Annotated in this window: 22 protein-coding genes; 11 read left to right on the top strand and 11 right to left on the bottom strand. The window is 59.5% G+C overall.

What is annotated here, in order from left to right; all coding sequences use genetic code 11:
* Positions 1 to 334 precede the first annotated feature (334 nt).
* Together U862_RS0116080 and U862_RS0116075 are read left to right on the top strand one after the other, a co-directional pair.
* A complete protein-coding gene (locus U862_RS0116080) occupies positions 335 to 1,699 on the top strand; it encodes a glutamine synthetase family protein (RefSeq protein ID WP_025111328.1) in 1,365 nt (454 codons plus the stop codon).
* Positions 1,700 to 1,850: 151 nt separating this feature from the next.
* Positions 1,851 to 3,146, top strand: coding sequence for an FAD-binding oxidoreductase (locus U862_RS0116075; protein ID WP_025111327.1), 1,296 nt, complete (start codon positions 1,851 to 1,853; stop codon positions 3,144 to 3,146).
* Positions 3,147 to 3,427: 281 nt separating this feature from the next.
* On the opposite strand, the gene U862_RS0116070 is transcribed toward U862_RS0116075, so the two are convergent.
* Together U862_RS0116070 and U862_RS0116065 are read right to left on the bottom strand one after the other, a co-directional pair.
* Positions 3,428 to 4,213 carry a DeoR/GlpR family DNA-binding transcription regulator gene (locus U862_RS0116070; protein ID WP_025111326.1) on the bottom strand — a complete coding sequence of 262 codons (786 nt, stop codon included), beginning with the start codon at positions 4,211 to 4,213 and terminating at the stop codon, positions 3,428 to 3,430.
* A 252-nt stretch (positions 4,214 to 4,465) separates the two neighbouring features.
* Positions 4,466 to 5,359, bottom strand: coding sequence for a LysR family transcriptional regulator (locus tag U862_RS0116065; RefSeq protein WP_025111325.1), 894 nt, complete (start codon positions 5,357 to 5,359; stop codon positions 4,466 to 4,468).
* A gap of 84 nt (positions 5,360 to 5,443) precedes the next feature.
* Here U862_RS0116065 and U862_RS0116060 point away from each other — a divergent pair, with 84 nt between their 5' ends.
* A complete protein-coding gene (locus U862_RS0116060) occupies positions 5,444 to 6,220 on the top strand; it encodes an NAD(P)H-dependent oxidoreductase (RefSeq protein ID WP_025111324.1) in 777 nt (258 codons plus the stop codon).
* 47 nt (positions 6,221 to 6,267) lie between these two features.
* On the opposite strand, the gene U862_RS0116055 is transcribed toward U862_RS0116060, so the two are convergent.
* From U862_RS0116055 to U862_RS0116045, 3 genes are read right to left on the bottom strand one after another with little or no spacing between them, the layout of a single operon-like run.
* On the bottom strand, positions 6,268 to 7,287 hold the full coding sequence (locus U862_RS0116055) for an AbrB family transcriptional regulator (RefSeq protein ID WP_025111323.1): 1,020 nt from the start codon (positions 7,285 to 7,287) through the stop codon (positions 6,268 to 6,270).
* 27 nt (positions 7,288 to 7,314) lie between these two features.
* Positions 7,315 to 7,737: an HD domain-containing protein gene (locus U862_RS0116050; protein ID WP_025111322.1), complete on the bottom strand. Its 423-nt coding sequence runs from the start codon at positions 7,735 to 7,737 to the stop codon at positions 7,315 to 7,317.
* 14 nt (positions 7,738 to 7,751) lie between these two features.
* Positions 7,752 to 8,159: a hypothetical protein gene (locus tag U862_RS0116045; RefSeq protein ID WP_025111321.1), complete on the bottom strand. Its 408-nt coding sequence runs from the start codon at positions 8,157 to 8,159 to the stop codon at positions 7,752 to 7,754.
* Positions 8,160 to 8,625: 466 nt separating this feature from the next.
* Here U862_RS0116045 and U862_RS0116040 point away from each other — a divergent pair, with 466 nt between their 5' ends.
* Both U862_RS0116040 and U862_RS0116035 read left to right on the top strand, forming a co-directional pair.
* Positions 8,626 to 9,126: an Hcp family type VI secretion system effector gene (locus tag U862_RS0116040; protein ID WP_025111320.1), complete on the top strand. Its 501-nt coding sequence runs from the start codon at positions 8,626 to 8,628 to the stop codon at positions 9,124 to 9,126.
* Positions 9,119 to 9,814, top strand: coding sequence for a DUF4225 domain-containing protein (locus tag U862_RS0116035; protein WP_025111319.1), 696 nt, complete (start codon positions 9,119 to 9,121; stop codon positions 9,812 to 9,814). The genes U862_RS0116040 and U862_RS0116035 overlap by 8 nt, the downstream gene beginning before the upstream one ends.
* Before the next feature lies 1 nt (position 9,815).
* Here U862_RS0116035 and U862_RS0116030 read toward each other — a convergent pair whose 3' ends face one another.
* The 5 genes from U862_RS0116030 to U862_RS0116010 all read right to left on the bottom strand — a co-directional run bounded on the left by U862_RS0116030 (position 9,816) and on the right by U862_RS0116010 (position 16,005).
* Positions 9,816 to 10,235, bottom strand: a complete 420-nt coding sequence (locus tag U862_RS0116030) for a hypothetical protein (protein WP_025111318.1) — start codon at positions 10,233 to 10,235, stop codon at positions 9,816 to 9,818.
* A 417-nt stretch (positions 10,236 to 10,652) separates the two neighbouring features.
* Positions 10,653 to 11,201, bottom strand: coding sequence for a cupin domain-containing protein (locus U862_RS0116025; protein WP_003226097.1), 549 nt, complete (start codon positions 11,199 to 11,201; stop codon positions 10,653 to 10,655).
* A 418-nt stretch (positions 11,202 to 11,619) separates the two neighbouring features.
* On the bottom strand, positions 11,620 to 12,903 hold the full coding sequence (locus U862_RS0116020) for an FAD-binding oxidoreductase (protein WP_025111317.1): 1,284 nt from the start codon (positions 12,901 to 12,903) through the stop codon (positions 11,620 to 11,622).
* A 51-nt stretch (positions 12,904 to 12,954) separates the two neighbouring features.
* On the bottom strand, positions 12,955 to 14,445 hold the full coding sequence (locus U862_RS0116015) for an aldehyde dehydrogenase (RefSeq protein ID WP_025111316.1): 1,491 nt from the start codon (positions 14,443 to 14,445) through the stop codon (positions 12,955 to 12,957).
* A 183-nt stretch (positions 14,446 to 14,628) separates the two neighbouring features.
* The gene (locus tag U862_RS0116010) at positions 14,629 to 16,005 is read right to left on the bottom strand and encodes a glutamine synthetase family protein (protein ID WP_025111315.1); all 1,377 of its coding nucleotides are present in this window, start codon (positions 16,003 to 16,005) and stop codon (positions 14,629 to 14,631) included.
* A 282-nt stretch (positions 16,006 to 16,287) separates the two neighbouring features.
* Here U862_RS0116010 and U862_RS0116005 point away from each other — a divergent pair, with 282 nt between their 5' ends.
* The 5 genes from U862_RS0116005 (at position 16,288) to U862_RS0115985 (ending at position 21,590) form a co-directional block, all read left to right on the top strand.
* Entirely contained in the window at positions 16,288 to 17,049 is a 762-nt protein-coding gene (locus tag U862_RS0116005) for a gamma-glutamyl-gamma-aminobutyrate hydrolase family protein (RefSeq protein WP_025111314.1), read from the top strand.
* Between the two features lie 371 nt (positions 17,050 to 17,420).
* A complete protein-coding gene (locus tag U862_RS0116000) occupies positions 17,421 to 18,563 on the top strand; it encodes an ABC transporter ATP-binding protein (protein WP_025111313.1) in 1,143 nt (380 codons plus the stop codon).
* Between the two features lie 29 nt (positions 18,564 to 18,592).
* The gene (locus tag U862_RS0115995; protein ID WP_177327349.1) at positions 18,593 to 19,474 is read left to right on the top strand and encodes an ABC transporter permease subunit; all 882 of its coding nucleotides are present in this window, start codon (positions 18,593 to 18,595) and stop codon (positions 19,472 to 19,474) included.
* A complete protein-coding gene (locus tag U862_RS0115990) occupies positions 19,471 to 20,352 on the top strand; it encodes an ABC transporter permease subunit (protein ID WP_025111311.1) in 882 nt (293 codons plus the stop codon). The genes U862_RS0115995 and U862_RS0115990 overlap by 4 nt, the downstream gene beginning before the upstream one ends.
* 140 nt (positions 20,353 to 20,492) lie before the next feature.
* Positions 20,493 to 21,590, top strand: coding sequence for a polyamine ABC transporter substrate-binding protein (locus tag U862_RS0115985; RefSeq protein ID WP_025111310.1), 1,098 nt, complete (start codon positions 20,493 to 20,495; stop codon positions 21,588 to 21,590).
* A gap of 244 nt (positions 21,591 to 21,834) precedes the next feature.
* Here the strand turns inward: U862_RS0115985 and thpR are convergent, their stop codons facing one another.
* On the bottom strand, positions 21,835 to 22,374 hold the full coding sequence (gene thpR, locus U862_RS0115980) for an RNA 2',3'-cyclic phosphodiesterase (RefSeq protein WP_025111309.1): 540 nt from the start codon (positions 22,372 to 22,374) through the stop codon (positions 21,835 to 21,837).
* Positions 22,375 to 22,479: 105 nt separating this feature from the next.
* Between thpR and U862_RS0115975 the strand changes: the two genes are divergently transcribed.
* On the top strand, positions 22,480 to 22,674 hold the full coding sequence (locus U862_RS0115975) for a hypothetical protein (RefSeq protein ID WP_025111308.1): 195 nt from the start codon (positions 22,480 to 22,482) through the stop codon (positions 22,672 to 22,674).
* Positions 22,675 to 22,678 lie beyond the last annotated feature (4 nt).

Below are 22,678 nucleotides of genomic sequence, written 5' to 3'. Positions count from 1 at the left end.
CTGCCCCGCCACCGACGTTTTCCGCCAACGGAAACACGCGTTATGAGTACGTCACCACAACAACCAGAAAGGTTGAACGTCTCCGCTGTGTGCGCCCTCTGTCACAGGGGCCGCGCATGAATCGCATCGTCAATCTCCCCATGGCCCTGCGCCGTTCCAAGCTGCGTCACTCCGCACGCCCGCCGGATATCGCCCTGCCTGTCTGATCGCGCCCGTTATAAACCGCGACAGCCCTCTATTACCTGATATCCCTGCCAGGACGCCCGCGCCTATTGCCGAACTGCGTCCGGCCCGAATCTGCGCGCCTGTGCGGCGCCATCGTGAGTGATTGACTATGAAATTCGCAGCCATCGAAGACGCACGCCTGTTCCTTGAACAGAACCCCGACATCGACATGATCGAGCTGTTCATCCTCGACGCCAACGGCGTGCCACGCGGCAAGCTGTTGCACCGCGAAGAATTGCTGGCGGTGTATGAAAGTGGTCGACCGTTACCCAGCACCATCCTCGGGCTGACCGTGCAGGGCGAGGACGTGGAAAACTCAGGTCTGGTGTGGGACGTCGGCGACATCGACTGCCGCGCCTACCCGCTCGAAGGCAGTCTGGTGCGCCTGCCATGGCGGCAGATTCCGACCGCTGCGGTGCAGGTCAGCATGCACCCGACCGAAGGCATGCCAGCGAGCATCGCCGACCCGCGTCACTTGCTGATCAAGGTGATCGATGCCCTCAAGGCCGAGGGTTATCACCCGGTCATGGCCTGCGAGCTGGAGTTCTACCTGCTCGATGCCAAGCGCGATCACAACGGGCGTCCGCAACCGGCGCTGGATGCCGACGGTGGCCGACCGCGACACACCCAGGTCTACGGTTTGCGCGAACTGGAACAGATCGAACCGTTCCTCGCCGACCTCTACAGCGCCTGCAAACTGCACGGTATTCCGGCGCGCACGGCGATCTCGGAATACGCCCCGGGCCAAGTGGAAATCACCCTTGAGCACGGCGATGCGCTGCAGGCGATGGATCAGGCAGTGCGCTACAAACGTCTGGTCAAAGCCGTGGCGCACAAGCACGGCATGCAGGCGACGTTCATGGCCAAGCCGTTCGATGATCTGGCAGGCACCGGCATGCACATGCACGTCAGCCTCGCCGATGGCGCGGGGCACAACCTGTTCGCCTCGCAAGATCCGGCCGGCACTCCGCTGCTGCGTACCGCGATTGGCGGCATGCTCGCCTCGCTGCTCGATTCGCTGCTGCTGTTCTGCCCCAATGCCAACTCGTACCGCCGTTTCCAGGCCAACAGCTACGCGCCATTGGCGCCGACCTGGGGCGTCGACAACCGCACCGTCAGCCTGCGCGTCCCCGGCGGCCCGGCCAACACCCGGCACATCGAACACCGCATCTGCGGCGCCGACGCCAACCCGTATCTGGCGGCGGCAGCGATCCTCGCCGGCATCCATCGCGGCATTCGCGAAAACCTTGATCCGGGCGCGCCGGTCGAGGGCAATGGCTACGCGCAAGCCAAGGAATTGCTGCCAACCGACTGGCTGACTTCGCTGCAGGCGCTGGAGAATTCCGCATGGGCGCGGGATGCCTTGGGGCAGGAATTTCTCGGGGTGTATCTGGCAGTGAAACGGGCGGAGTACCGGCAGTTCATGGCCGAGGTGGGTGAGCAGGACTGGCGCTGGTACCTGACCGAAGCCTGAAGCCTCACACCATCCGCCCCTGTGGGAGCGGGCTTGCTCGCGAAGGCGTGGTCACATTCAATATTTCAGTGACTGACCCACCGCATTCGCGAGCAAGCCCGCTCCCACAGGGGATTGCACTCCGACTTCCGAATTCTGTGTGGACACTGACATGACCGAACGCTGCAACTCCTACTACACCGCCACCCTCAACCAGGACACCGACTACCCGACCCTGCAAGGCCGGCATCAGGTTGATGTGGTGATCATCGGCGGTGGTTTCACCGGCGTTGCCACCGCTGTGGAACTCGCCGAAAAGGGCCTGAAAGTCGCTATCGTCGAGAGCCACAAGATCGGCTGGGGCGCCACCGGGCGCAATGGCGGACAAGTCACCGGCAGCCTTTCCGGCGACGGTGCGATGCGCAAACAGATGCGCCCGAAACTCGGCGATGAGGTCGACGATTTCATCTGGCACCTGCGCTGGCGTGGACACCAGATCATCCAGCAGCGGGTCGAAAAATATGGCATTCAGTGCGACCTCAAGCACGGCCATCTGCACGCCGCCTACAAGCCCAGCCACATGGACGGTTTGCGCCAGGACTACGACGAAGCCGTACGCCGCGGAATGGCCGCCGAGGTCAGCCTGCTCGACCGCAGTCAGGTGCGTGATCTGCTGCAAAGCGACCTCTATCACGGCGCAATCAAGAACACCCGCAACATGCACCTGCACCCACTCAACCTGTGCATTGGCGAGGCGCGGGCGGCGGAAAGTCTGGGGGCACTGATCTTTGAAAACAGTGAAGTGCTGGAGATCATTCACGGCACGGCTCCTCACAAAAGCCCGGGCGTGCGCACCGCTCACGGCCAGATCGATGCCAATCAAGTGATGCTCGCCGGTGACGTCTATCACAAGCTTGAACCGGGCCAGCTCAAGGGCAAGATATTCCCGGCCATGGGCGGCATCGTCACCACCGCGCCGCTGGGTGATCTGGCGCGGCAGATCAACCCTGAAGACCTGGCGGTGTACGACTGCCGCTTCGTCCTCGATTACTACCGCCTTACCGCCGATGGCCGTCTGCTGTTTGGCGGCGGCGCCAACTACAGCGGCAAGGATTCGCGGGACATCGCCGCCGAGCTGCGCCCGTGCATCGAGCAGACCTTCCCGGCGCTCAAAGGGGTGCAGATCGACTACCAGTGGAGCTGCGCGATGGGCATCGTGATCAACCGTATCCCGCAACTGGGCAAGCTCTCGGACAACGTCTGGTATTGCCAGGGCTACTCGGGACACGGCATCGCCACCACCCACATCATGGGCGAAATCATGAGCCGGGCGATCACCGGGCAGATGGAGCAGTTCGACACGTTTGCTGCATGCCAACACATTCGCGTGCCGATGGGGGATTTGCTGGGCAACCCGTTGCTGGCGGCGGGGATGTGGTATTACCAGATGCTCGAAAAACTGCGCTGACTGGACTGCCCCCTTCGCGAGCAAGCCCGCTCCCACATTCGAATCCATTCCAAATGTGGGAGCGAGCCTGCTCGCGAAGACGCCAGCAGCCGCAATACAAACCTCAAACCGACAACTGCTCCCACATTCGAATCCATTCCAAACGTGGGAGCGAGCCTGCTCGCGAAGACGCCAGCAGCCCCAATACAAACCTCAACCCGACAACTGCTCCCACATTCGAATCCATTCCAAACGAGGGAGCGAGCCTGCTCGCGAAGACGCCAGCAGCCGCAATACAACAATCAGTCCGGCAACTGCTCCACCACAATCCCCAACCGCCGATAATCCTCGACGCTGCCCGACGCTACATGCCGCTCGGTAATCAGCGTATGCAGCCGCGTACACGATGCCACCACAAACGGCTCCACCGCCCCAAGCTTGTCCGCCGTGGTCACCGCAATCACCCGTGCGGCACTGTCGAGCAGCGCCTGTTTGACCGGCACTTCATCGAAGTGCAGCGAGGTAATGCCCACCTCCGGGTGAATCGCGCAGACCCCGGTAAACGCCAGATCCGCCTTGATCGCGGCCAGCATCCGCACCGCCTCATGCCCGCCGGCCGACATTGTGCGGGGGTTCAGTTGCCCGCCGGCCAGAATCACCTTCACGCCCCTGTATTCGGACAAGGCAACCGCCGTCATCGGCGCCGCCGTCACCGCCGTGATCTGGATATCAGCACGCAACGAGCGCGCCACCTGCAACGTGGTCGAGCCGGAATCGAACAACACAATCTGCCCGTCCTCGACCTCTTGCGCCGCTCGCTGCGCCAGGCGCACCTTCACCTCGTCGCTCTCCTCCAGCCGGGTGAAGTAATCCTTACCGGTGTCCTTGGGTCGCGGCAGCGCCCCGCCGTGTACGCGTTGCACCAAGCCGGCGTGATCCAGTTCGGCAAGGTCGCGGCGGATGGTGTCTTCGGACACGGCGAAGTGCTGGCTCAACTCCGAAGCCATGACCTTGCCGTCACGTTCGAGGATCAGGAGAATTTTCTGCCGGCGCAGGGACGGCAGTTCGGTGATCGAATGATCGCGCATGGTTTTGCCTGTTTATGCTTGTAGTTGCAGGTTTTTCCGAGACTAGCGAAAGCCTCGGGCAAACACAAACCGGCCGATATCAATTGTTTCGATCATTGGAATCAACAAGCCGAATTTTTTCTTTGCCTGACGCCTGTTCAGAATGGCCTCACTTTAAAAAGGCTCAGGATGAATAGCTGATGAATCTCAATTTTGCGTTTGCGTGCATGATCGTCGTGTCTTTTGCGATAGCCCTGGGCCACGCCTGACGCGCTATACCGACGCCGCCAGATGCTCACGCAACCATTTGTGCGCCGGGTCGCGGTGCGAGCGTTCGCCCCAGAACATCGCCATTTCGTAGCCCGGCACCTGCAGCGGCGCGTCGACCACCTGCAACGCCGGGTTACCGCGCACCAGCCGTGACGGCAGCATCGCCACCAGATCGGTGCTGGTCAGCACCGACATCACCATCAGAAAGTGCGGCACCGACAGCACCACGTTGCGCGCCAGACCGACCTCGGCCAGCGCCTTGTCGGTCACCCCGAAAAAGCCCCCGCCCTCCCGTGACACCATCACGTGTTCCAGTGCGCAGAACTGTTCGCGGTTCGGCTTGCGCTTCAGGCGCGGATGGCCGACGCGACCGGCCAATACGTAGTGCTCGGTGAACAGCACCCGCTGATGCAGATCCAGCGGCGCGTCTTCGGTGATGTGCAACGCCAGGTCGAACACCCCCTGCTCCGCCTGCTTCACCAACTGCGCCGGCATCAGATCGAGCACCGCCAGACGCGTACCCGGCGCCTGAGTGCGCAAACCGCTGAGGGCCGGCAGCACCACCGTCGATTCACCGTAATCGGTCGCCGCGACTTTCCAGGTCTGGCTGGCCTGCGCCGGATCGAACGCACTGGCCGGCGCCACTGCCCGTTCCAGTGCTTGCAGCGCCTCGCGCAACGGCTCGCGCAATTCATCGGCCCGCGCGGTGGGGCGCATGCCCCGTGGTCCGGGCAGCAACAGCGGGTCGGCAAAGATGTCGCGCAGCTTGGCCAGGTGCACGCTCACCGACGGCTGCGACAGGTTCAACCGCTCTGCGGCGCGGGTTACGTTGTGTTCTGCCAATAACACGTCTAGGGTCAACAGCAAGTTTATGTCCAGACGTCGTAAATTATTCATGGCTATACCTGACATATCAGACATTCATTTCCAATATACCGATCAAGGATTGATCCTGCCTGCATTCAACCAAGGAGCTGCAATATGAATGTGCTACTGGTCTACGCCCACCCTGAACCCACCTCACTCAACGGCTCGCTCAAGGACTTCACCGTCCAGCGCCTGCAAGCCGCCGGTCACACCGTGCAGGTCTCCGACCTCTATGCGATGAACTGGAAGACCAACCTCGACGCCGACGACGCCCCCGGTCGCGACGACAGCCGCCCCTTCAACACCTCACGGGACTCGAAACTCGCCTACGCCCAAGGCACTCAGGCCGCCGATATCGCCGCCGAGCAAGCAAAACTGCTCTGGGCCGACGCACTGATCCTGCAATTTCCGCTGTGGTGGTTTTCCATGCCGGCAATCCTCAAGGGCTGGGTCGAGCGCGTGTACGCCTGCGGTTTTGCCTACGGCGTTGGCGAACACTCCGATTCGCGTTGGGGCGAGCGCTACGGCGAAGGCAAGATGAAAGGCAAACGGGCGATGCTGATGGTCACCACCGGCGGCTGGGACTCGCACTACAGCCCGCGCGGGATCAACGGCCCGATTGATGACGTGCTGTTTCCGATCAATCACGGCGTCCTCTACTACCCCGGTTTCGAGGTGGTACCGCCGTTCGTGGCCTATCGCGTCGGTCGAATGGATGAGGCGACATTTGCCGCGACTTGCAAAGAACTGGGCACGCGACTGGATGAATTGTGGAGCACGCGGCCGATTGCTTATCGGCAGCAGAATGGCGGGGATTACGAGATTCCGGCGTTGACGCTGAAGGATGGGATCGCACCGGGGATGGAAGGGTTCGACGCGCATATCCGCTGATCCAACCCTGTGCTGAGGGGATGAACCCCCTCAGCACAAAGGTACTTTCAGCTTTCTTCCCGCGCCCGTCGCACCTGCACCAGCAACGCCGGCGCGAAGTGCAGCAGCACCATCCGCGCCAGGTGGTGAGTGAGGATGAACACCACATTCAAGCCACCGGCAAACGCGACAATCGCAATCGTCTCGATCGCCCCCGGCATGTACGCCAGCCACAACGACAGCGGATCACTGCCCAGCCAGCGCGCCGCGACTTCGGCGAATGCCGCCGCGACCACGATCATCAAACCGACCGACACCAGCGCCGTCCGCCCATGCCGCCCCAACTCCGCGACGCCCAGCCCCTGAAAGCGTGAACCGATCCGCGCGCCGAGAATCAGCGCCGCCAGGTTCAGGCTCCAGTCCGGCATGTGGAAGCCGTGCAACCATCCCGATTCCACAAACACCGCAGTGAGCAGAATCGCCGTCAGCATGAACGGCGCCGGCACGCCGATCACCAGCAGCAATCGCCCGATGACGATGCTCAAGCCGATCAGCGCCAGCACCGTCAACGCCATGCCCGTGCTCAATGGGTCGCTTTCAACCACCGCCACCGAGGCCTGCCCGGGAATCAAAAAACTCACCAACACCGTGATCAACAGCAGCCGCATCAGGTGCACGATGATGACCTTGCTCGAGGCCTTTTCCGACTCCAGCAAATCGAACACTGCCGCCAGTGCGCCGGGGTACACCGCCAGCAGCGCGTCGGTGCGATTCCACCCCGCGCCGCGGGTCAGCCACCATCCAGCGAGCGCGATCTGTACAGCCAGGCATATCAGCAAAACGCCGAGGCTGGGCAACATGGCCGAAGCCGTCGCACTGTCCCACGCCTCGAACATCAACCCGGTGGCGATGCCTAGCGTGACCTGGATGTAGCCCAATCCATAAGGGGTTGCGGGGGCGAAACCGGTTCGCGTGGTGACCAGTGCGGTGACAAGAATCGCCCCCAGCAATAGGCCATGAGGAACACCGCTGACCTGCAACGCAGCGCCAACGGCGGCAGCGATCAACAAACACAGAATCGATTTCATATTCGCCTTCCTGGCTATTCAACTGAATTACGTGCGCAACCGTCCGATCGCCCGCCGATACTTCTCGACCCGCTCCAGATCCTCCCAACTGGGCGAGGCAATCCGCGACAGGTCGCTGTTCTCTTCCAGATCCGCCAGTTTCACCACCCGGCCAATCGGGTTCTGCGCCGCGCGCTCGACGAAATCCTCGTAGGACTCGCCCGGCACCTTAGTCACTGACTCAATCGCCGTCAGCACCTCTTCGCTGAAACCTTCCTTGCGCAAGTCATCGAGGCTGATACCGCAATCCTCGACCACATCGTGCAGCACGGCGACGATGCGTTCTTCCAGCGAACTCATGCGCAACATGACTTTCAGCGGATGCAGAATGTACGGCGAACCGCCCTTGTCCATCTGCCCGGCATGCGCGGTGGCAGCGAGGGCGATGGCGCGTTCGAGTGTCTGGGTCATGGGATTTCCTCGGGTTAGACGCCGTAACGGCCGCCGACGTGGATGTTGCGCTTGAGCCAGGCGGCAATCGCCTGCCATCGGCTGAGCGGTTTGGCGGGTGTGGGCGATATGGGAGATTCGGAATGTTTTTGCAGAATCAACGCCACCAGTGTCGCCTGATCTGCACTGTTATTCGCATCAATCAGCTCTGCGACCCACGCACAATCGGCTTTCTGCAGATGCTCACGCCACTCGCCGGGCCAGGCGTCCAATTCATCCAGCGCCAACCACCGCGCACCGCCCTGATTAGCGTGCCCGCCGCCAATCGATTGCTCGAAGCAAAACGGCGTCGCCGGTCGGGACGGGTCGATGCTGAAAATGTAGATGTCTTGAGTGGGGTGCTGCGGCGTGGGGGCGTTGTTGCGGCTGCCGATTTCGATCATGCGCGGTTCCATCCGTGGGTCAGGCGTTACAACTTGTTTCGCAGTCTACGTCGTGGTGTCGTTCGGCGAAACCTTCAGTGATGTACTGCGGGCTGGCAAATGAAAAAGCCGACCGCGTGGTCGGACAGGTATTTTCAGCGCCCAGATTTTGGAGTCTGAAAAGCTCTTAGGAAAACACCACTTGGGGTGAGGGGCTGTCGCTAACTAAATTAGCGATAGGAGCAGCTACGTTTCGACACGCTCGCCTCATAACCAACACATTGCCAACGTGCCAACGTTGTAGGCGCTCGGTCATCCAACCGACGATAACGTGGTTGGCACCTCAGAGCCTTCACCTCCTGACTTCCGCTGACCCTGTAAGAAGCGTCTGAACGTCATCATCGGTGATTCGGCGCTTCAGCACCCCGGCTTTGTTGGACGGTTACTCTTCAAACGAGAGTTATCCATTCAATAAAGCAGAGCTTCCATGGCCAACCACAGTTACATGAGCATTACCGGAAACCGACAAGGACTGATCTCCGCCGGCTGCTCCGACACAAACTCAATCGGCAACAAATGCCAACTGGGGCACCTCGATGAAATCATGGTCCTGGCCTACTCCCACAACATGACCACCGGCAATAACGGCGGCGTTACCGCAGACCGCGGCCAACACTTGCCGATCATGATCACCAAGAACATCGACAAATCCTCTCCCCTCCTCTGCGCCGCACTTCACGAACGCGAAGTGCTGGACTGCACCCTCTTCTTCTACCGAACCTCCGCCGCGGGTACACAAGAGAAATATTTCAAAATCCACATAGCCGGCGCAAAAATCGCCCACATCAACCTTCAGGTCCCCCACGCCATCCATTTGAATGACGCACAGCCACAGGAGTTGGTCTCATTCACTTACCGCGAAATCAGTTGGACCCATATCCACGCGGGCACAAGCGGCTTCAGCCGTTGGGGAAATGACGATGAATGAGGATTCGTGTGACATCAACGACGTCACACGGGCTGCCTCCGAGCTGGTTGCATTCGGATGCCAGATTGGCGCGACTCAGTTGTATGACAGTTTCAGCCAGCTTCGATTTAGCGAGATCGTTTCTTCTTACGCTAATGAGATTATTCGGGCGGTGGATGAGGGTGTCATGAGTGCCAAGCAAGGATTGAAGGAGCTCAGAGAGGAACACTCTGACTTATTGAACAAAGTATCGTTCTACGCTCAAAACGGCGTAGGTGTTGCGGCGGGAGTGATGCAACTGCAAATAGGCGCCATTCAATTCTCAAGCAAAAATCCGCAAGGTATATTTGCAGGAGCACTCTATTCGGCGCATGGATTCAATAACGTTCATGAAGGGGTAGTCAATATCTACAACGGCCCTGAAACCCAAAGCACAGTAGGCCCCATTCGTAAATTCTATCAATTCGCGGTGAATGATACTCATATAGGAAACACTGCCTACTACAGCGCAGATTTACTTCTTTCCGGGCTTGGCATGTTGCGACACGTGCGAAAACCAGGCTCAACGCAGTTATTCAATCATGACCCGATTAATTATGAGCGCTCTTACAACCAAATGGGGAGTCTGGCTTTGGCACTCGAACTACTGATCGATAGTATAACAGTTAAAAATATAGACAAAGAGATGGACTCGCGAACAAAAAAATAAACTACCATTTTACCCTGAAGTCCTCACCAGACATCATGTACGCGTAAACAGAAAAAAACACCACACCCCCTAACGACCTGTAAACAATTTCTGGCAAACTAACCAAATCCTTAATAATGTAATAAAAAACTTCCTCCACAAATAAGGCGCAATTAAAGAGAATATATTGTTTCACCCATACGGGGTAACGACAACTCCGGACATTTCGCCCCCGCAACTCCGCCACCTGATCAGGAAAGCAGTAACGAAAATTAACGTACAGAAGCAATGTAAAAACCAGACTGAACACAATTTCTTTTACATTGTTCAACCCTGAAAAAATCCCACTGAAAAAATTCACCTGCACTACCGCACCAATACCACTCAAAGCAACAGTCAAGAAAAACAAAAACGCTATTTGAGCCACAAACCTTAACGCCATGACTTCACCAACCTTAAGAAAACCCTATAACAACTTTATCGTTGAGGGTGAAATGAACACTGATAAAAACTCAAATAACAAAACAGCCCAACAAAAACGATCAAAAAAGATAACAAGCACCCTAATATAGAGCACACAAAGTTAAAAAGCCGCAAAGGAAAGCGCAACAATAAGACACATTCCCCAAACACTCATAATTCCAGCATACCCTTTGCCCTGAAAAATCACGCCAAGCAATGTAAACATGCAGGAAAAGCCCTTATATTATTAACCTTGCATCATCACGCGCTCATTCAGAACTCTCCTACAAATAAAAGCCATCAACCCTACAAACCTTTCCTCAACTCAAAAAAAATCCGACGCCCTTCAAAAGGCATCGGAATTACTTTTAACGTATGTTTTTATCTAAAGAGCCAATCAGAAGTTAGCCGGCGTATTCGCACTAATAATCTCAGCCTCATCCGCCCCGATATTCCGAAACTTATGCGGCAACGTCGTCGGGAAATAATAGCCATCCCCCGCATTCAACACACTCACTTGCCCATCCACGGTCAACTCCACCGTGCCACGGGTCACCAGACCACACTCCTCACCTTCCGCATGTACGATCGGCTCTTCACCGGAGCTCGCGCCCGGCGCGTATTGCTCGCGCAGTAAGCGCATCTGGCGGCTTGGGACCGAGGCGCCGATGAGCAGCAGGCGCAGGCCGTGGCGGCCGAGGTCGGGTTGTTCGTTGGCGCGGAACACGTATTGGTGTTCGCGCGGGGGTTGGTCGAAGGTGAAGAAGTCGGCCAGGGACATCGGGATGCCTTCGAGCAACTTTTTCAGGGAGCTGACGGAAGGACTGACGCGATTCTGTTCGATCAGGGAGATGGTGGCATTGGTCACGCCGCTACGCCGGGCCAGCTCGCGCTGGGAGAGTTTGTAGCTTTCGCGTACTAGTTTGAGTCGAGAACCCGTATCCATGACAGCCTTATGTGAGAACGACTTAAGGGCGATGGGGGTGGGTGGCGGGTGACGCGCCGAGGGCGCGGATCACGTTGCTCCCGTGTCCCGGAACCGTGAAAGGCGGCTATTAAATCACGTTTGGTGGTGTTGCTCAGCAGGTTCGATGGACGGTGGGATAAAAGTCCTTCTTGCCTTGGTAATACAGCAACTGTGGGAGCGGGCTTGCTCGCGAAAGCGGTGTGTCAGGCGACGGGGATGTTGGCTGATATGGCCCCTTCGCGAGCAAGCCCGCTCCCACAGTTTGATCTCTGGGTGCCAGCTCCATTGATGATGGTTGACGCGCCGCCACCGCTGGCAGGCCAGCTCGCACATTTGCAGCGTTAGTGTCTCAGGTAAAAAACCGGCGGGGTCTTGGGGCCGCCGCCGGGGAGGTAACTTAGATGCCGAAGCGGTCGCGCAGCGAGTAGTAGACGGCGCCGAGGGCGGTCAACGGGGCGGAGAAGGTGCGGCCGCCGATCATTGGCATGTGCGGTAGCGAGGCGAAGGCGTCGAAGCGTTCGGCGTCGCCACGGATCATTTCCGAGATCAGTTTGCCGGCCAGGTGCGAGCAGGTGACGCCGTGGCCGCTGTAGCCTTGCATGTAGTAGGCGTTTTTCTCGATCCGGCCGAATTGCGGCATGCGTGACATGGTCAGCAGGAAGTTGCCGGTCCAGCGGTAGTCGATTTTCACGTCCTTGAGCTGCGGGAAGGTCTTGAGGATCTTCGGCCGGATCAGTTGCTCGATGTCGTCCGGTTCACGCGCGCCGTACACCACGCCGCCGCCGTACAGCAGGCGGTTGTCGGCCGTCAGACGGTAGTAATCGAGCAGGTAGTTGCAGTCTTCGACGCAGTAGTTGTTGGTGATCAGGCTGCGCGCCTGCTTTTCGGTCAGCGGTTCAGTGACACAGATCTGCGAGCCGCACGGCATGCTTTTCGCGGTCACGCGGTTGTCCAGGCCTTGCGGCAGATACGCGTTGCCGGCGATCAGCAGGTACTTGGCGCGAACCTGGCCTTTGGCGGTACGCACGACGTTGGGCTCGCCGTATTTGATTTCGACGGCAGCCGATTGCTCGTAGATCTTGCCGCCCAGACGCACGATGGCTGCGGCTTCACCGAGGGCCAGGTTCAATGGGTGAACGTGGCCACCCTGCATGTCCAGCATGCCGCCAACGTAGGCGTCGGAGCCGACTTCGCGACGAATGTCAGCGGCGTCGAGCATCTTCAGGTTTTTGTTGCCGTAACGTTCCCAGCTGCGCTTTTGCTCGGCCAGGCCGTTGAGTTGTTTCTTGTTCATCGCTGCGAAAATGCCGCCCGGGCGGTAGTCGCATTTGATGTCGTATTCCTTGATCCGCGACCGGATGATGTCGGCGCCTTCAAAGATCATGCTGCCGAGGATTTCTGCGGTCTTGTCGCCGTAGCGCTCTTCGATCACATCGACATCGCGGCTGTAGGAGTTGACCAGTTGACCGCCGTTGCGACCGCTGGCGCCGTAGCCGACTTTCGCCGCTTCGAGCACGGTCACTTTGTACCCGGCCTCAGTCAGGAACAGCGCCGAGGACAGGCCGGTGTAGCCGGCGCCGATGATGCAGACATCGCACTCGACCGACTCTTCAAGAATCGGGAAGTCGATGACTTCGTTACGAGTGGCGGCGTAGTAGCTGTTGACGTGTTGTTGCTTCATTTTATTGTTCTCCGAGGGTCGCTCATCAGAAGCGACCACCGCTGTAGAAAATCAGAGCTTGATCCAGGTCGCTTTCAGCTCGGTGTACTTGTCGAACGCATGCAGCGATTTGTCGCGACCGTTGCCCGATTGTTTGAAGCCACCGAACGGCGCGGTCATGTCGCCGCCGTCGTACTGGTTGACCCAGACGCTGCCGGCACGCAGGCCACGGGCGAAGGTGTGCGCCTTGCTCAGGTTGCTGGTCCACACGCCGGCGGCGAGGCCGAAGATGCTGTCGTTGGCGATCTGCAGCGCTTCTTCAACGGTGTCAAAGGTGATCAGCGACAGCACCGGGCCGAAGATTTCTTCGCGGGCGATGGTCATGGCGTTGGTTACGCCGTCGAACAACGCCGGTTGCACGTAGAGGCCGCCGGTTTCTTCGAGGGTGCGCTGGCCGCCGGCAATCAGCTCGGCGCCCTGCTCGCGGCCGATGCTGATGTAGCGCAGCACGTTGTCGAGTTGGCGCTGATCGACCACGGCACCGACGGTGGTCGCCGGGTCAAGTGCATGCCCCGGCTTCCACGCTTGCAGCGCTTCGACCAGCAGCGGAATGAATTGCTCGCGGATCGAACGCTCGACCAGCAAGCGCGAACCGGCGGTGCACACTTCGCCCTGGTTGAAGGCAATGGCGCCGGCCGCCGCTTGTGCTGCCGCGCGCAAGTCCGGTGCGTCGGCAAACACCACGTTCGGACTCTTGCCCCCTGCTTCGAGCCAGACGCGTTTCATGTTGCTTTGGCCGGCATAAATCATCAGTTGCTTGGCAATCGCCGTGGAGCCGGTGAAGGCCAGCACGTCGACGTCCATGTGCAGCGCCAACGCCTTGCCGACGGTGTGACCGAAACCCGGCAGAACGTTGAACACGCCTTTCGGAATGCCCGCATCCAACGCCAGCTGAGCGATGCGGATGGCGGTCAGAGGCGATTTTTCCGAAGGCTTGAGGATGAACGAGTTACCCGCTGCCAGGGCTGGCGCGAACTTCCAGCTGGCCATTATCAGCGGAAAATTCCACGGCACGATGGCCGCCACGACGCCGGATGGCTCGCGGGTGACGAGGCCGAGTTGATCGTGCGGAGTGGCGGCGACTTCGTCGTAGATCTTGTCGATGGCTTCAGCGCTCCAGCGGATCGCGTTGGCGGTCGCCGGGATGTCGATGCTCATCGAGTCGCTGATCGGTTTACCCATGTCGAGGGTTTCCAGCAGCGCCAGCTCTTCCTGGTGTTGCAGGATCAGATCAGCGAAACGAATCAGGATACGTTTGCGCTCGGCCGGGGCCTTGTGCGCCCACACGCCGGAGTTGAAGGACTGGCGCGCGACCTCGACGGCGAGGTTGGCGTCAGCTTCATCGGTGCTGGCCACGGAGGCGAGGAAACGGCCATCGACGGGGCTCAGGCATTCGAAAGTGGCGCCGCTGATCGCCGGGCGATATTCACCGTTGATGAAGGCGCGGGATTCGATGGTCAGGGACTGGAAGCGTTGTTCCCAGTCGTTGCGGGTCGTTGTCATTGTTGTGGCTCGACAAGGGGAGTGGATGACGGGCGAACACCCGTCAATCAAATTTGGTAACCGAATCCCCTGTGGGAGCGGGCTTGCTCGCGAAGGCGTCGGTACGTCCAGCATCTTCACTGCGAGACACACCGCTTTCGCGAGCAAGCCCGCTCCCACAGGGGGTCGGTGTTGGTCTGCGAATCAGACCGTATGCAGATACCAGTTGTACTCAAGGTCGGAGATCGAGTTTTCGAACTCGGCCAGCTCGCTTTCCTTGCACGCGACAAATACGTCGATGTACATCGGGTCGATGTAGCGGGCCATGACTTCGCTGTCGTCCAGCTCACGCAATGCGTCGCGCAGGTTGTTCGGCAGGCTCTGTTCGTTCTGCTCGTAGCTGTTGCCTTCAACCGGCGCGCCTGGTTCGATCTGATTGGTCAGGCCGTGGTGAATACCGGCCAGCACCGAGGCCATCAGCAGGTACGGGTTGGCATCGGCACCCGCCACGCGGTGCTCGATGCGCACAGCGTCGGCCGAACCGGTCGGCACACGTACCGCCACGGTGCGGTTGTCGATGCCCCAGCTCGGCGAGTTCGGCACGTAGAACTGCGCGCCGAAGCGGCGGTACGAGTTGACGTTCGGGCAGAGGAAGGCCATTTGCGCAGGCAGGGTCTCCAGCACACCGCCGATCGCGTGTCGCAGCGCGGCGTTCTGCTCGGGATCCTCGCTGGCGAAGATGTTGTTGCCCTCTTTGTCCAGGATCGAAATGTGCACGTGCAGACCGTTGCCCGCCTGGCCCGGATACGGCTTGGCCATGAAGGTGGTGTCCATCTCGTGGTCGTAGGCGATGTTCTTCACCAGACGCTTGAGCAGGACCGCGTAGTCGCAGGCCTTGATCGGGTCGGAGACGTGATGCAGGTTGACTTCGAACTGCGCCGGGGCGCTTTCCTTGACGATGGCGTCAGCCGGGATGCCCTGCTCTTTCGCGCCTTCGAGGATGTCTTGCAGGCAGTCGACGTATTCATCGAGATCGTCGATCAGGTACACCTGAGTCGACACCGGACGCTTGCCGGACACTGGCGAACGTGGCGACTGCGGACGGCCGTTCACGTTGTCCTGGTCGATCAGGTAGAACTCGAGTTCGAACGCGGCGCAGATGGTCAGGCCCAGTTCGTCGAACTTGCGCACGACGTTGGCCAGCACTTCACGCGGGTCGGCGAAGAACGGCTCGCCTTCGATCTCGTGCATGGTCATCAACAGTTGCGCGGTAGGACGCTTCTGCCACGGCTCGATGCTCAGGGTGCCCGGGATCGGGTAGCAGATGCGGTCAGCGTCGCCGATGTCCAGACCCAGGCCGGTGCTTTCCACCGTGGAGCCATTGATGTCGAGAGCGAAGAGCGAGGCCGGCAGGTTGATGCCTTTCTCGTAAACCTTGTGAAGACTGGTGCGCTCGATGCGCTTGCCGCGCACCACACCGTTCATGTCTGCAATCAGAAGGTCGACGTACAAAACCTCAGGATGTTTCTTAAGGAATGCGTTTGCTTCGTTGAGTTGAACGGCACGCAGAGGGACCGACATGATGCACCTATTTAGCTGTTAATTATTATGTTCACTGCTCTTTCACGGAGCCAGTCAACCCGAACGGCAAAGTGAAGTCAATAGCGAACAGATGACCGCTCAGGGTTTATTTTTCGGGCTTTTTTTAACACTCACGTGCCAACACTGGCGCCAGATGCCCGAGAACCATGAAGATTTGATGAGCGGCGTTTAGAATTTTTTACATGGCAGTTGTTAATTAAAATCAACGAGGCTAAGCTCCGGAAAAGCTCGTTCAAGTGTCAAACTTCGAGGTGAATAAAAATGGCATTCAAGCCATTGATCGGCGTTACTGCGTGCGTCAAACAGATTGGCCTGCACCCCTATCACATCAGCGGCGACAAATACGTTCGCGCTGTCAGCGTCGCGGCGCTGGGGTTGCCGGTGGTCATTCCTTCCCTTGGCAAACTGACTGAAGTCGAAGACCTGCTCGGTCAACTCGACGGTCTGTTGCTGACCGGCTCGCCCTCGAATGTGGAACCCTTCCACTATCAAGGCCCGGCCAGCGCCCCCGGTACGGATCACGATCCGGCGCGGGACGCCACCACCCTTCCTTTATTACGTGCAGCCATCGCGGCGGGCGTTCCGGTGCTCGGCATCTGCCGTGGCTTCCAGGAAATGAACGTGGCCTTCGGCGGCAGCCTGCACCAGAAGGTCCACGAGCTGCCGGGTATGCTCGATCACCGTGAAGCCGACAGCCCGGACGTCGCCGTGCAATACGCACCGGCGCATGCCGTCACTGTGCTGGCCGGTGGGGTGTTCGAAGCGCTGGAGTTGCCGGGCGAGTTTCAGGTCAACTCGATTCACAGTCAGGGCATCGACCGCCTCGCTCCCGGCCTGCGTGCCGAAGCTGTGGCGCCGGATGGCCTGATCGAGGCGATCTCGGTCGAGCACAGCCCGACCTTCGCCCTCGGCGTGCAATGGCACCCTGAATGGCAAGTGCTGGACAACCCGAACTACCTGAAGATTTTCCAGGCGTTCGGCGAGGCTTGCCGGCAACGTGCGGCGCGACGCAACAAGCGCTGACACCCCCCAGGATTTCATCACTGTTTACTGCCCCCACGGGGTCGGCGGCTGTGCGTGTGCGCATCCGCCATCCGTGAAAACAACAAACAGTAATAACAACAAGTACGACCCAGGCAGCCAGGACGGCGGCGCCGACCAAGCCGGATCGGTATGAGCAGTGCCCGTCAGGACAACGCAAAACCCTATGGGAGCGGGCTTGCTCGCGAAAGCGGAGTGTCAGGCAACAACGACGTCGACTGACACGCCGCATTCGCGAGCAAGCCCGCTCCCACAGGGGATGTGATCCGACAGGAAATGCGCATATCGCTCTGCAATCCACTTTTAAGCCAGGCCACGTTGGCCCGGCGAACGAAACCTGTTGGGAGTTTCACATGGCAAACGCCTCCAGCACTTACAGGAAGGCACTTGAAGGCCACCAGCAACCGAAAAAGGTTCTGGTGAAAGTCGACCGTGTCACCAAGAAGTTCGACGAAACCACCGCTGTGGACGATGTGTCCCTGGAGATCCATCAGGGCGAGATCTTCGCGCTGCTGGGCGGCTCCGGTTCGGGCAAATCGACCCTGCTGCGCATGCTCGCCGGTTTCGAGCGCCCGACTGAAGGGCGGATTCTGCTCGACGGCGTGGACATCACCGACATGCCGCCGTACGAACGGCCGATCAACATGATGTTCCAGTCGTACGCGCTGTTCCCGCACATGACCGTGGCGCAGAACATTGCCTTCGGTTTGAAGCAGGACCGTTTGCCGGCCAGCGAAATCGACGCCCGCGTCGAAGAGATGCTGCGCCTGGTGCACATGACCCAATACGCCAAGCGCAAACCCCATCAGTTGTCCGGCGGTCAGCGTCAACGCGTCGCCCTCGCCCGCTCCCTGGCCAAACGTCCGAAGCTGTTGCTGCTGGACGAACCGATGGGCGCGCTGGATAAAAAACTGCGGTCGCAGATGCAGCTTGAGCTGGTGCAAATCATCGAGCGCGTCGGCGTGACCTGCGTGATGGTGACCCACGACCAGGAAGAGGCCATGACCATGGCCGAGCGCATCGCGATCATGCACCTGGGCTGGATCGCCCAGATCGGCAGCCCGGTCGACATCTATGAAGCACCGGTCAGCCGCATGGTCTGCGAATTCATCGGCAACGTGAACGCCTTCGACGGCACCGTGGTGGAAGACCTTGAAGGTCACGCGATCATCCACAGCCCGGACTTGCAGCAGAAGATCTACGTCGGCCACGGCGTCAGCACCTCGGTGCAGGACAAGTCGATCACCTACGCGATCCGCCCGGAAAAAATGCTCGTCAGCACCCTCAAGCCAGAGACCCGTTACAACTGGTCGGAAGGCAAGGTGCATGACATCGCCTACCTCGGCGGCCACTCGGTGTTCTACGTCGAGCTGCCTGGCGGCAAGATCGTCCAGTCGTTCATGGCCAACGCCGAACGCCGTGGCGCGCGTCCGACCTGGGACGACAAGGTCTACGTCTGGTGGGAAGACGACAGCGGCGTGGTACTGCGCTCATGAGAACCTTCAATCAGCAATTCCTGCGCCTGGTGCCCAGCGGGCGAAAATGGGTCATTGGCATACCGTTCATCTGGCTGTTCCTGTTCTTCATGCTGCCGTTCTTCCTGGTGATGAAGATCAGTTTCTCGGAAGCCGCGCTGTCGATCCCGCCATACACGGAGATCTACACCTACGCCGAACAGAAATTCCAGCTGATGCTCAACATCGGCAACTACACCATGCTCGGCGAAGACGAGCTGTACCTGTCGGCCTACCTCGGTTCGCTGAAGGTCGCGGCACTGAGCACACTGATGTGCCTGGTGATCGGCTTCCCGATGGCCTACGCAATCACCAAGGCGAGCAAGGAAGCGCAAAACGTCCTACTGCTGTTGATCATGATGCCGACCTGGACCGCGATCCTGATCCGCGTTTACGCATGGATGGGCATCCTCAGCAACAACGGTCTGCTCAATGCGTTTCTGATGTGGACGGGGCTGACCGATCACCCGATCGAGATCCTCAACACCAACACCGCTGTGTACATCGGTGTGGTCTACGCCTACCTGCCGTTCATGGTGCTGCCGCTGTACGCCAACCTGGTGAAGCACGATGGCAGCCTGCTGGAGGCCGCGTCGGACCTGGGTTCAAGCAACTTCAACAACTTCTGGAAAATCACCGTGCCGCTGGCCAAGAACGGGATAATCGCCGGCTGCATGCTGGTGTTCATTCCGGTGGTGGGTGAGTTCGTGATCCCGGAACTGCTGGGTGGCCCGGAGACGCTGATGATCGGTCGCGTGCTGTGGCAAGAGTTCTTCAATAACCGCGACTGGCCGGTGGCGTCTGCACTGGCGGTAGTGATGCTGTTGATCCTGATTGTGCCGATTCTGCTGTTCAACCGCAGTCAGGCCAAAGAGATGGAGGCACGGGGATGAAACGCTTCGGTTTTTCCAAGTTCATGTTGATCTTCGGCCTGATGTTCATTTATCTGCCGATGCTGATCCTGGTGATCTACTCGTTCAACGCCTCGAAACTGGTGACGGTGTGGGGCGGCTGGTCGGTGAAGTGGTACGTCGGCCTGCTCGACAACACGCAACTGATGGGCTCGGTAGTGCGCTCGCTGGAAATCGCCTGCTACACCGCGATTGCTGCCGTTGCGCTGGGCACCCTCGCCGCGTTCGTTCTGACTCGCGTCACACGCTTCAAGGGTCGCACGCTGTTCGGTGGTCTGGTGACCGCGCCGTTGGTGATGCCAGAGGTGATCACCGGTCTGTCGCTGTTGTTGCTGTTCGTGGCCATGGCGCAGTTGATCGGCTGGCCGCAGGAACGTGGCATCGTCACCATCTGGATCGCTCACACCACATTTTGTGCCGCTTATGTGGCAGTGGTAGTCTCTGCCCGCCTGCGTGAACTGGATCTGTCGATCGAAGAAGCCGCGATGGATCTGGGGGCCAAACCGTTCAAGGTGTTTTTCCTGATCACCATTCCGATGATCGCGCCGTCGCTGGCTGCGGGCGGCATGATGTCGTTCGCCCTGTCGCTGGATGACCTGGTGCTGGCGAGCTTCGTCTCCGGCCCGGGTTCGACCACGCTGCCGATGGAAGTGTTCTCGGCGGTGCGTCTGGGCGTGAAGCCTGAGATCAACGCCGTGGCCAGCCTGATTCTGCTGGCAGTGTCGCTGGTGACCTTCCTGGTCTGGTACTTCGGCCGCAAGGCAGAGGCCAACCGCAAGCGGGCGATTCAGGAAGCGATGGATCAGACGGCGAATGAGTCGTGGCAACAGCCGCAACGCGCCGCCACTGCCGCAGCCTGACAATGTGATGAGGAGCCAGTGTGGTGAGGGGGTTTATCCCCTCGCTACACAAGCTCCCTCGCCACAGGTCAGGTGTGCTGCTGTTTTGGTTTTGTGCTTTTGCTTAAAAGCTTTTGAATAAGAAGAATGGAGTTGTACCGATGAAAATGTTTGGCAGGACTCTGCTGACACTGTCCTTAATGGGCGCAATGGTCATGGGCGCCCAGGCCAACGACAAGGTGCTGCGTGTTTACAACTGGTCCGATTACATCGCGCCGGACACCGTCAAGAAGTTCGAAGACGAGACCGGCATCCGCGTGACCTATGACGTGTTCGACAGCAACGAGACCCTTGAGGCGCGCTTGCTGGCGGGCAAATCCGGTTATGACCTGGTCGTACCGTCCAACAGTTTCCTGGCCAAGCAGATCAAGGCCGGTGTCTATCAGACGCTGGACAAATCGAAGCTGCCGAACTGGAAGAATCTCAACCCGGTGCTGTTGAAAAACGCCGCTGCCAGTGATCCGGACAACGCCCATGCGTTCCCGTACATGTGGGGCTCGATCGGCATCGGTTTCAACCCGGCAAAGGTCAAGGAAGTGCTCGGCGCCAACGCCCCGACCGATTCCTGGGACTTGCTGTTCAACCCGCAAAATGCTGAAAAACTGAAAGCCTGCGGCATCAGCTTCCTCGACTCGCCGACCGAAATGATCCCGGCCGCCCTGCACTATCTGGGCTATCCGGTGAACGACAAGGACACCGCGCACATCAAGGAAGCCGAGGCGCTGCTCATGAAGATCCGCCCGTACGTGGCGTACTTCCATTCTTCGAAGTACATCTCGGACCTGGCCAACGGCAATATTTGCGTGGCGGTCGGGTACTCCGGTGACGTGCTGCAGGCCAAGGCCCGTGCCGTGGAAGCCGGCAACAAGGTGAAGATCGACTACAGCATTCCGAAGGAAGGCGCCGGCAGTTTCTACGACATGGTCGCGATCCCGCGTGATGCCGCCAACGTCGACAACGCTTACCTGTTCATGAACTTCCTGATGCGTCCGGACATCATTGCCGAGATCACCAACAGCAACGGCTACAGCAACGCCAACGCGGCGGCCACGCCACTGGTGGACGAAGCGATCCGCAACGACCCGGGCTCATACCCGTCGCAGGCGGTGATGGCGACGCTTTATGCGGTGCCGGATCAGCCGATTGCCACACAGCGGATCATGACCCGAGGCTGGACCCGGGTGAAACTCGGCAAGTAAAAACACCAGCGATCAAAAATGTGGGAGCGAGCCTGCTCGCGAAAGCGGTATGTCAGGCGATGAAGAGGCTGAAGGTGCCGACGCCTTCGCGAGCAGGCTCGCTCCCACAGTGAAGCAATGCAGTGCCGAAAAAGTTCCCGTTCACGCAGCGCCTTACCACCGCTGCACCCTGCATTGAACGGCCTCACCTGGCTCCCTCGGCTCAGGTGAATTCAGGCGCCCTTGGGCGCCTTTTTTTGTGCGCTCAATTCAGCGGCCATTCCTGCAGGATCCGGTAACGCCCCTTGTGCGATTCGAACAGGGCAAAGCGCTCGGCGCGCAGGAAGAATTCCGCCGGCGTGGCGGATTCCGGCTCCGCTGCACGGTAGTCACGGGCCAGGGTCAGGTGCGGGCGAAACTCGCGCGCAGACGCTTCGAAGCCAAACGGCAACATCGCCTGTTCCAGCGCATAGACCAGGCGCAACAATGCCGGTGGTGCCCGCTCGGGCGCCAACGACAGGATCCCGGCCCGATGCCAGACCTGCAGGCGATCCAGCGCAATCCTCAACGTTTCAGCCGGCGTGCGCACCTTGCCGGCGGCCTCGCAGACTTCATTGATCTGCGCCAGCGGCACGGCACCGAGGAACAGCAGCGTCAGGTGAAAGTTATCCGCCGGCACCGGTTTGCCGGTGCGCAGCCCAAGCTCGCCGCGCCATTGAGCAATGGCCTTGCGTTGTAATGGCGGACAGTCGAGGGCGAAAAACAGTCGCTTGGCGGGAAGATCCATTCGCACTTCATCGATCATGGCCCTGCTCCTTCGCTCGTCGATCAGGCGATTCTACACAGCCTTCTCTGACGACTCGCGACACCCGGCTATAGTTCAAGGATTGCCATCGAACCAGAGGCCGTCATGCGCGAGATTCTCAGCAAAGAGCCGTGGTGGGCCAGACCACCGAACCCCGGGCAGGATGAAGCCGAACTGGAGTGGGGCTGGCTGGTGCATTACAGCGAAGGTGAACCGCGTTTCGAATTCGTTTGCGAACGGCCTACGGACGAAGAAATCCGCAACCGCAAAAGCTGCCGGATTACCCCCTCATCTGAATGACCGC

It is taken from the genome of Pseudomonas sp. H1h (genome assembly GCF_000633255.1).
Taxonomy (GTDB): domain Bacteria; phylum Pseudomonadota; class Gammaproteobacteria; order Pseudomonadales; family Pseudomonadaceae; genus Aquipseudomonas.
Note: the sequence above shows the minus strand (reverse complement) of the source record. Positions and strands in the feature narration are given on the sequence as shown.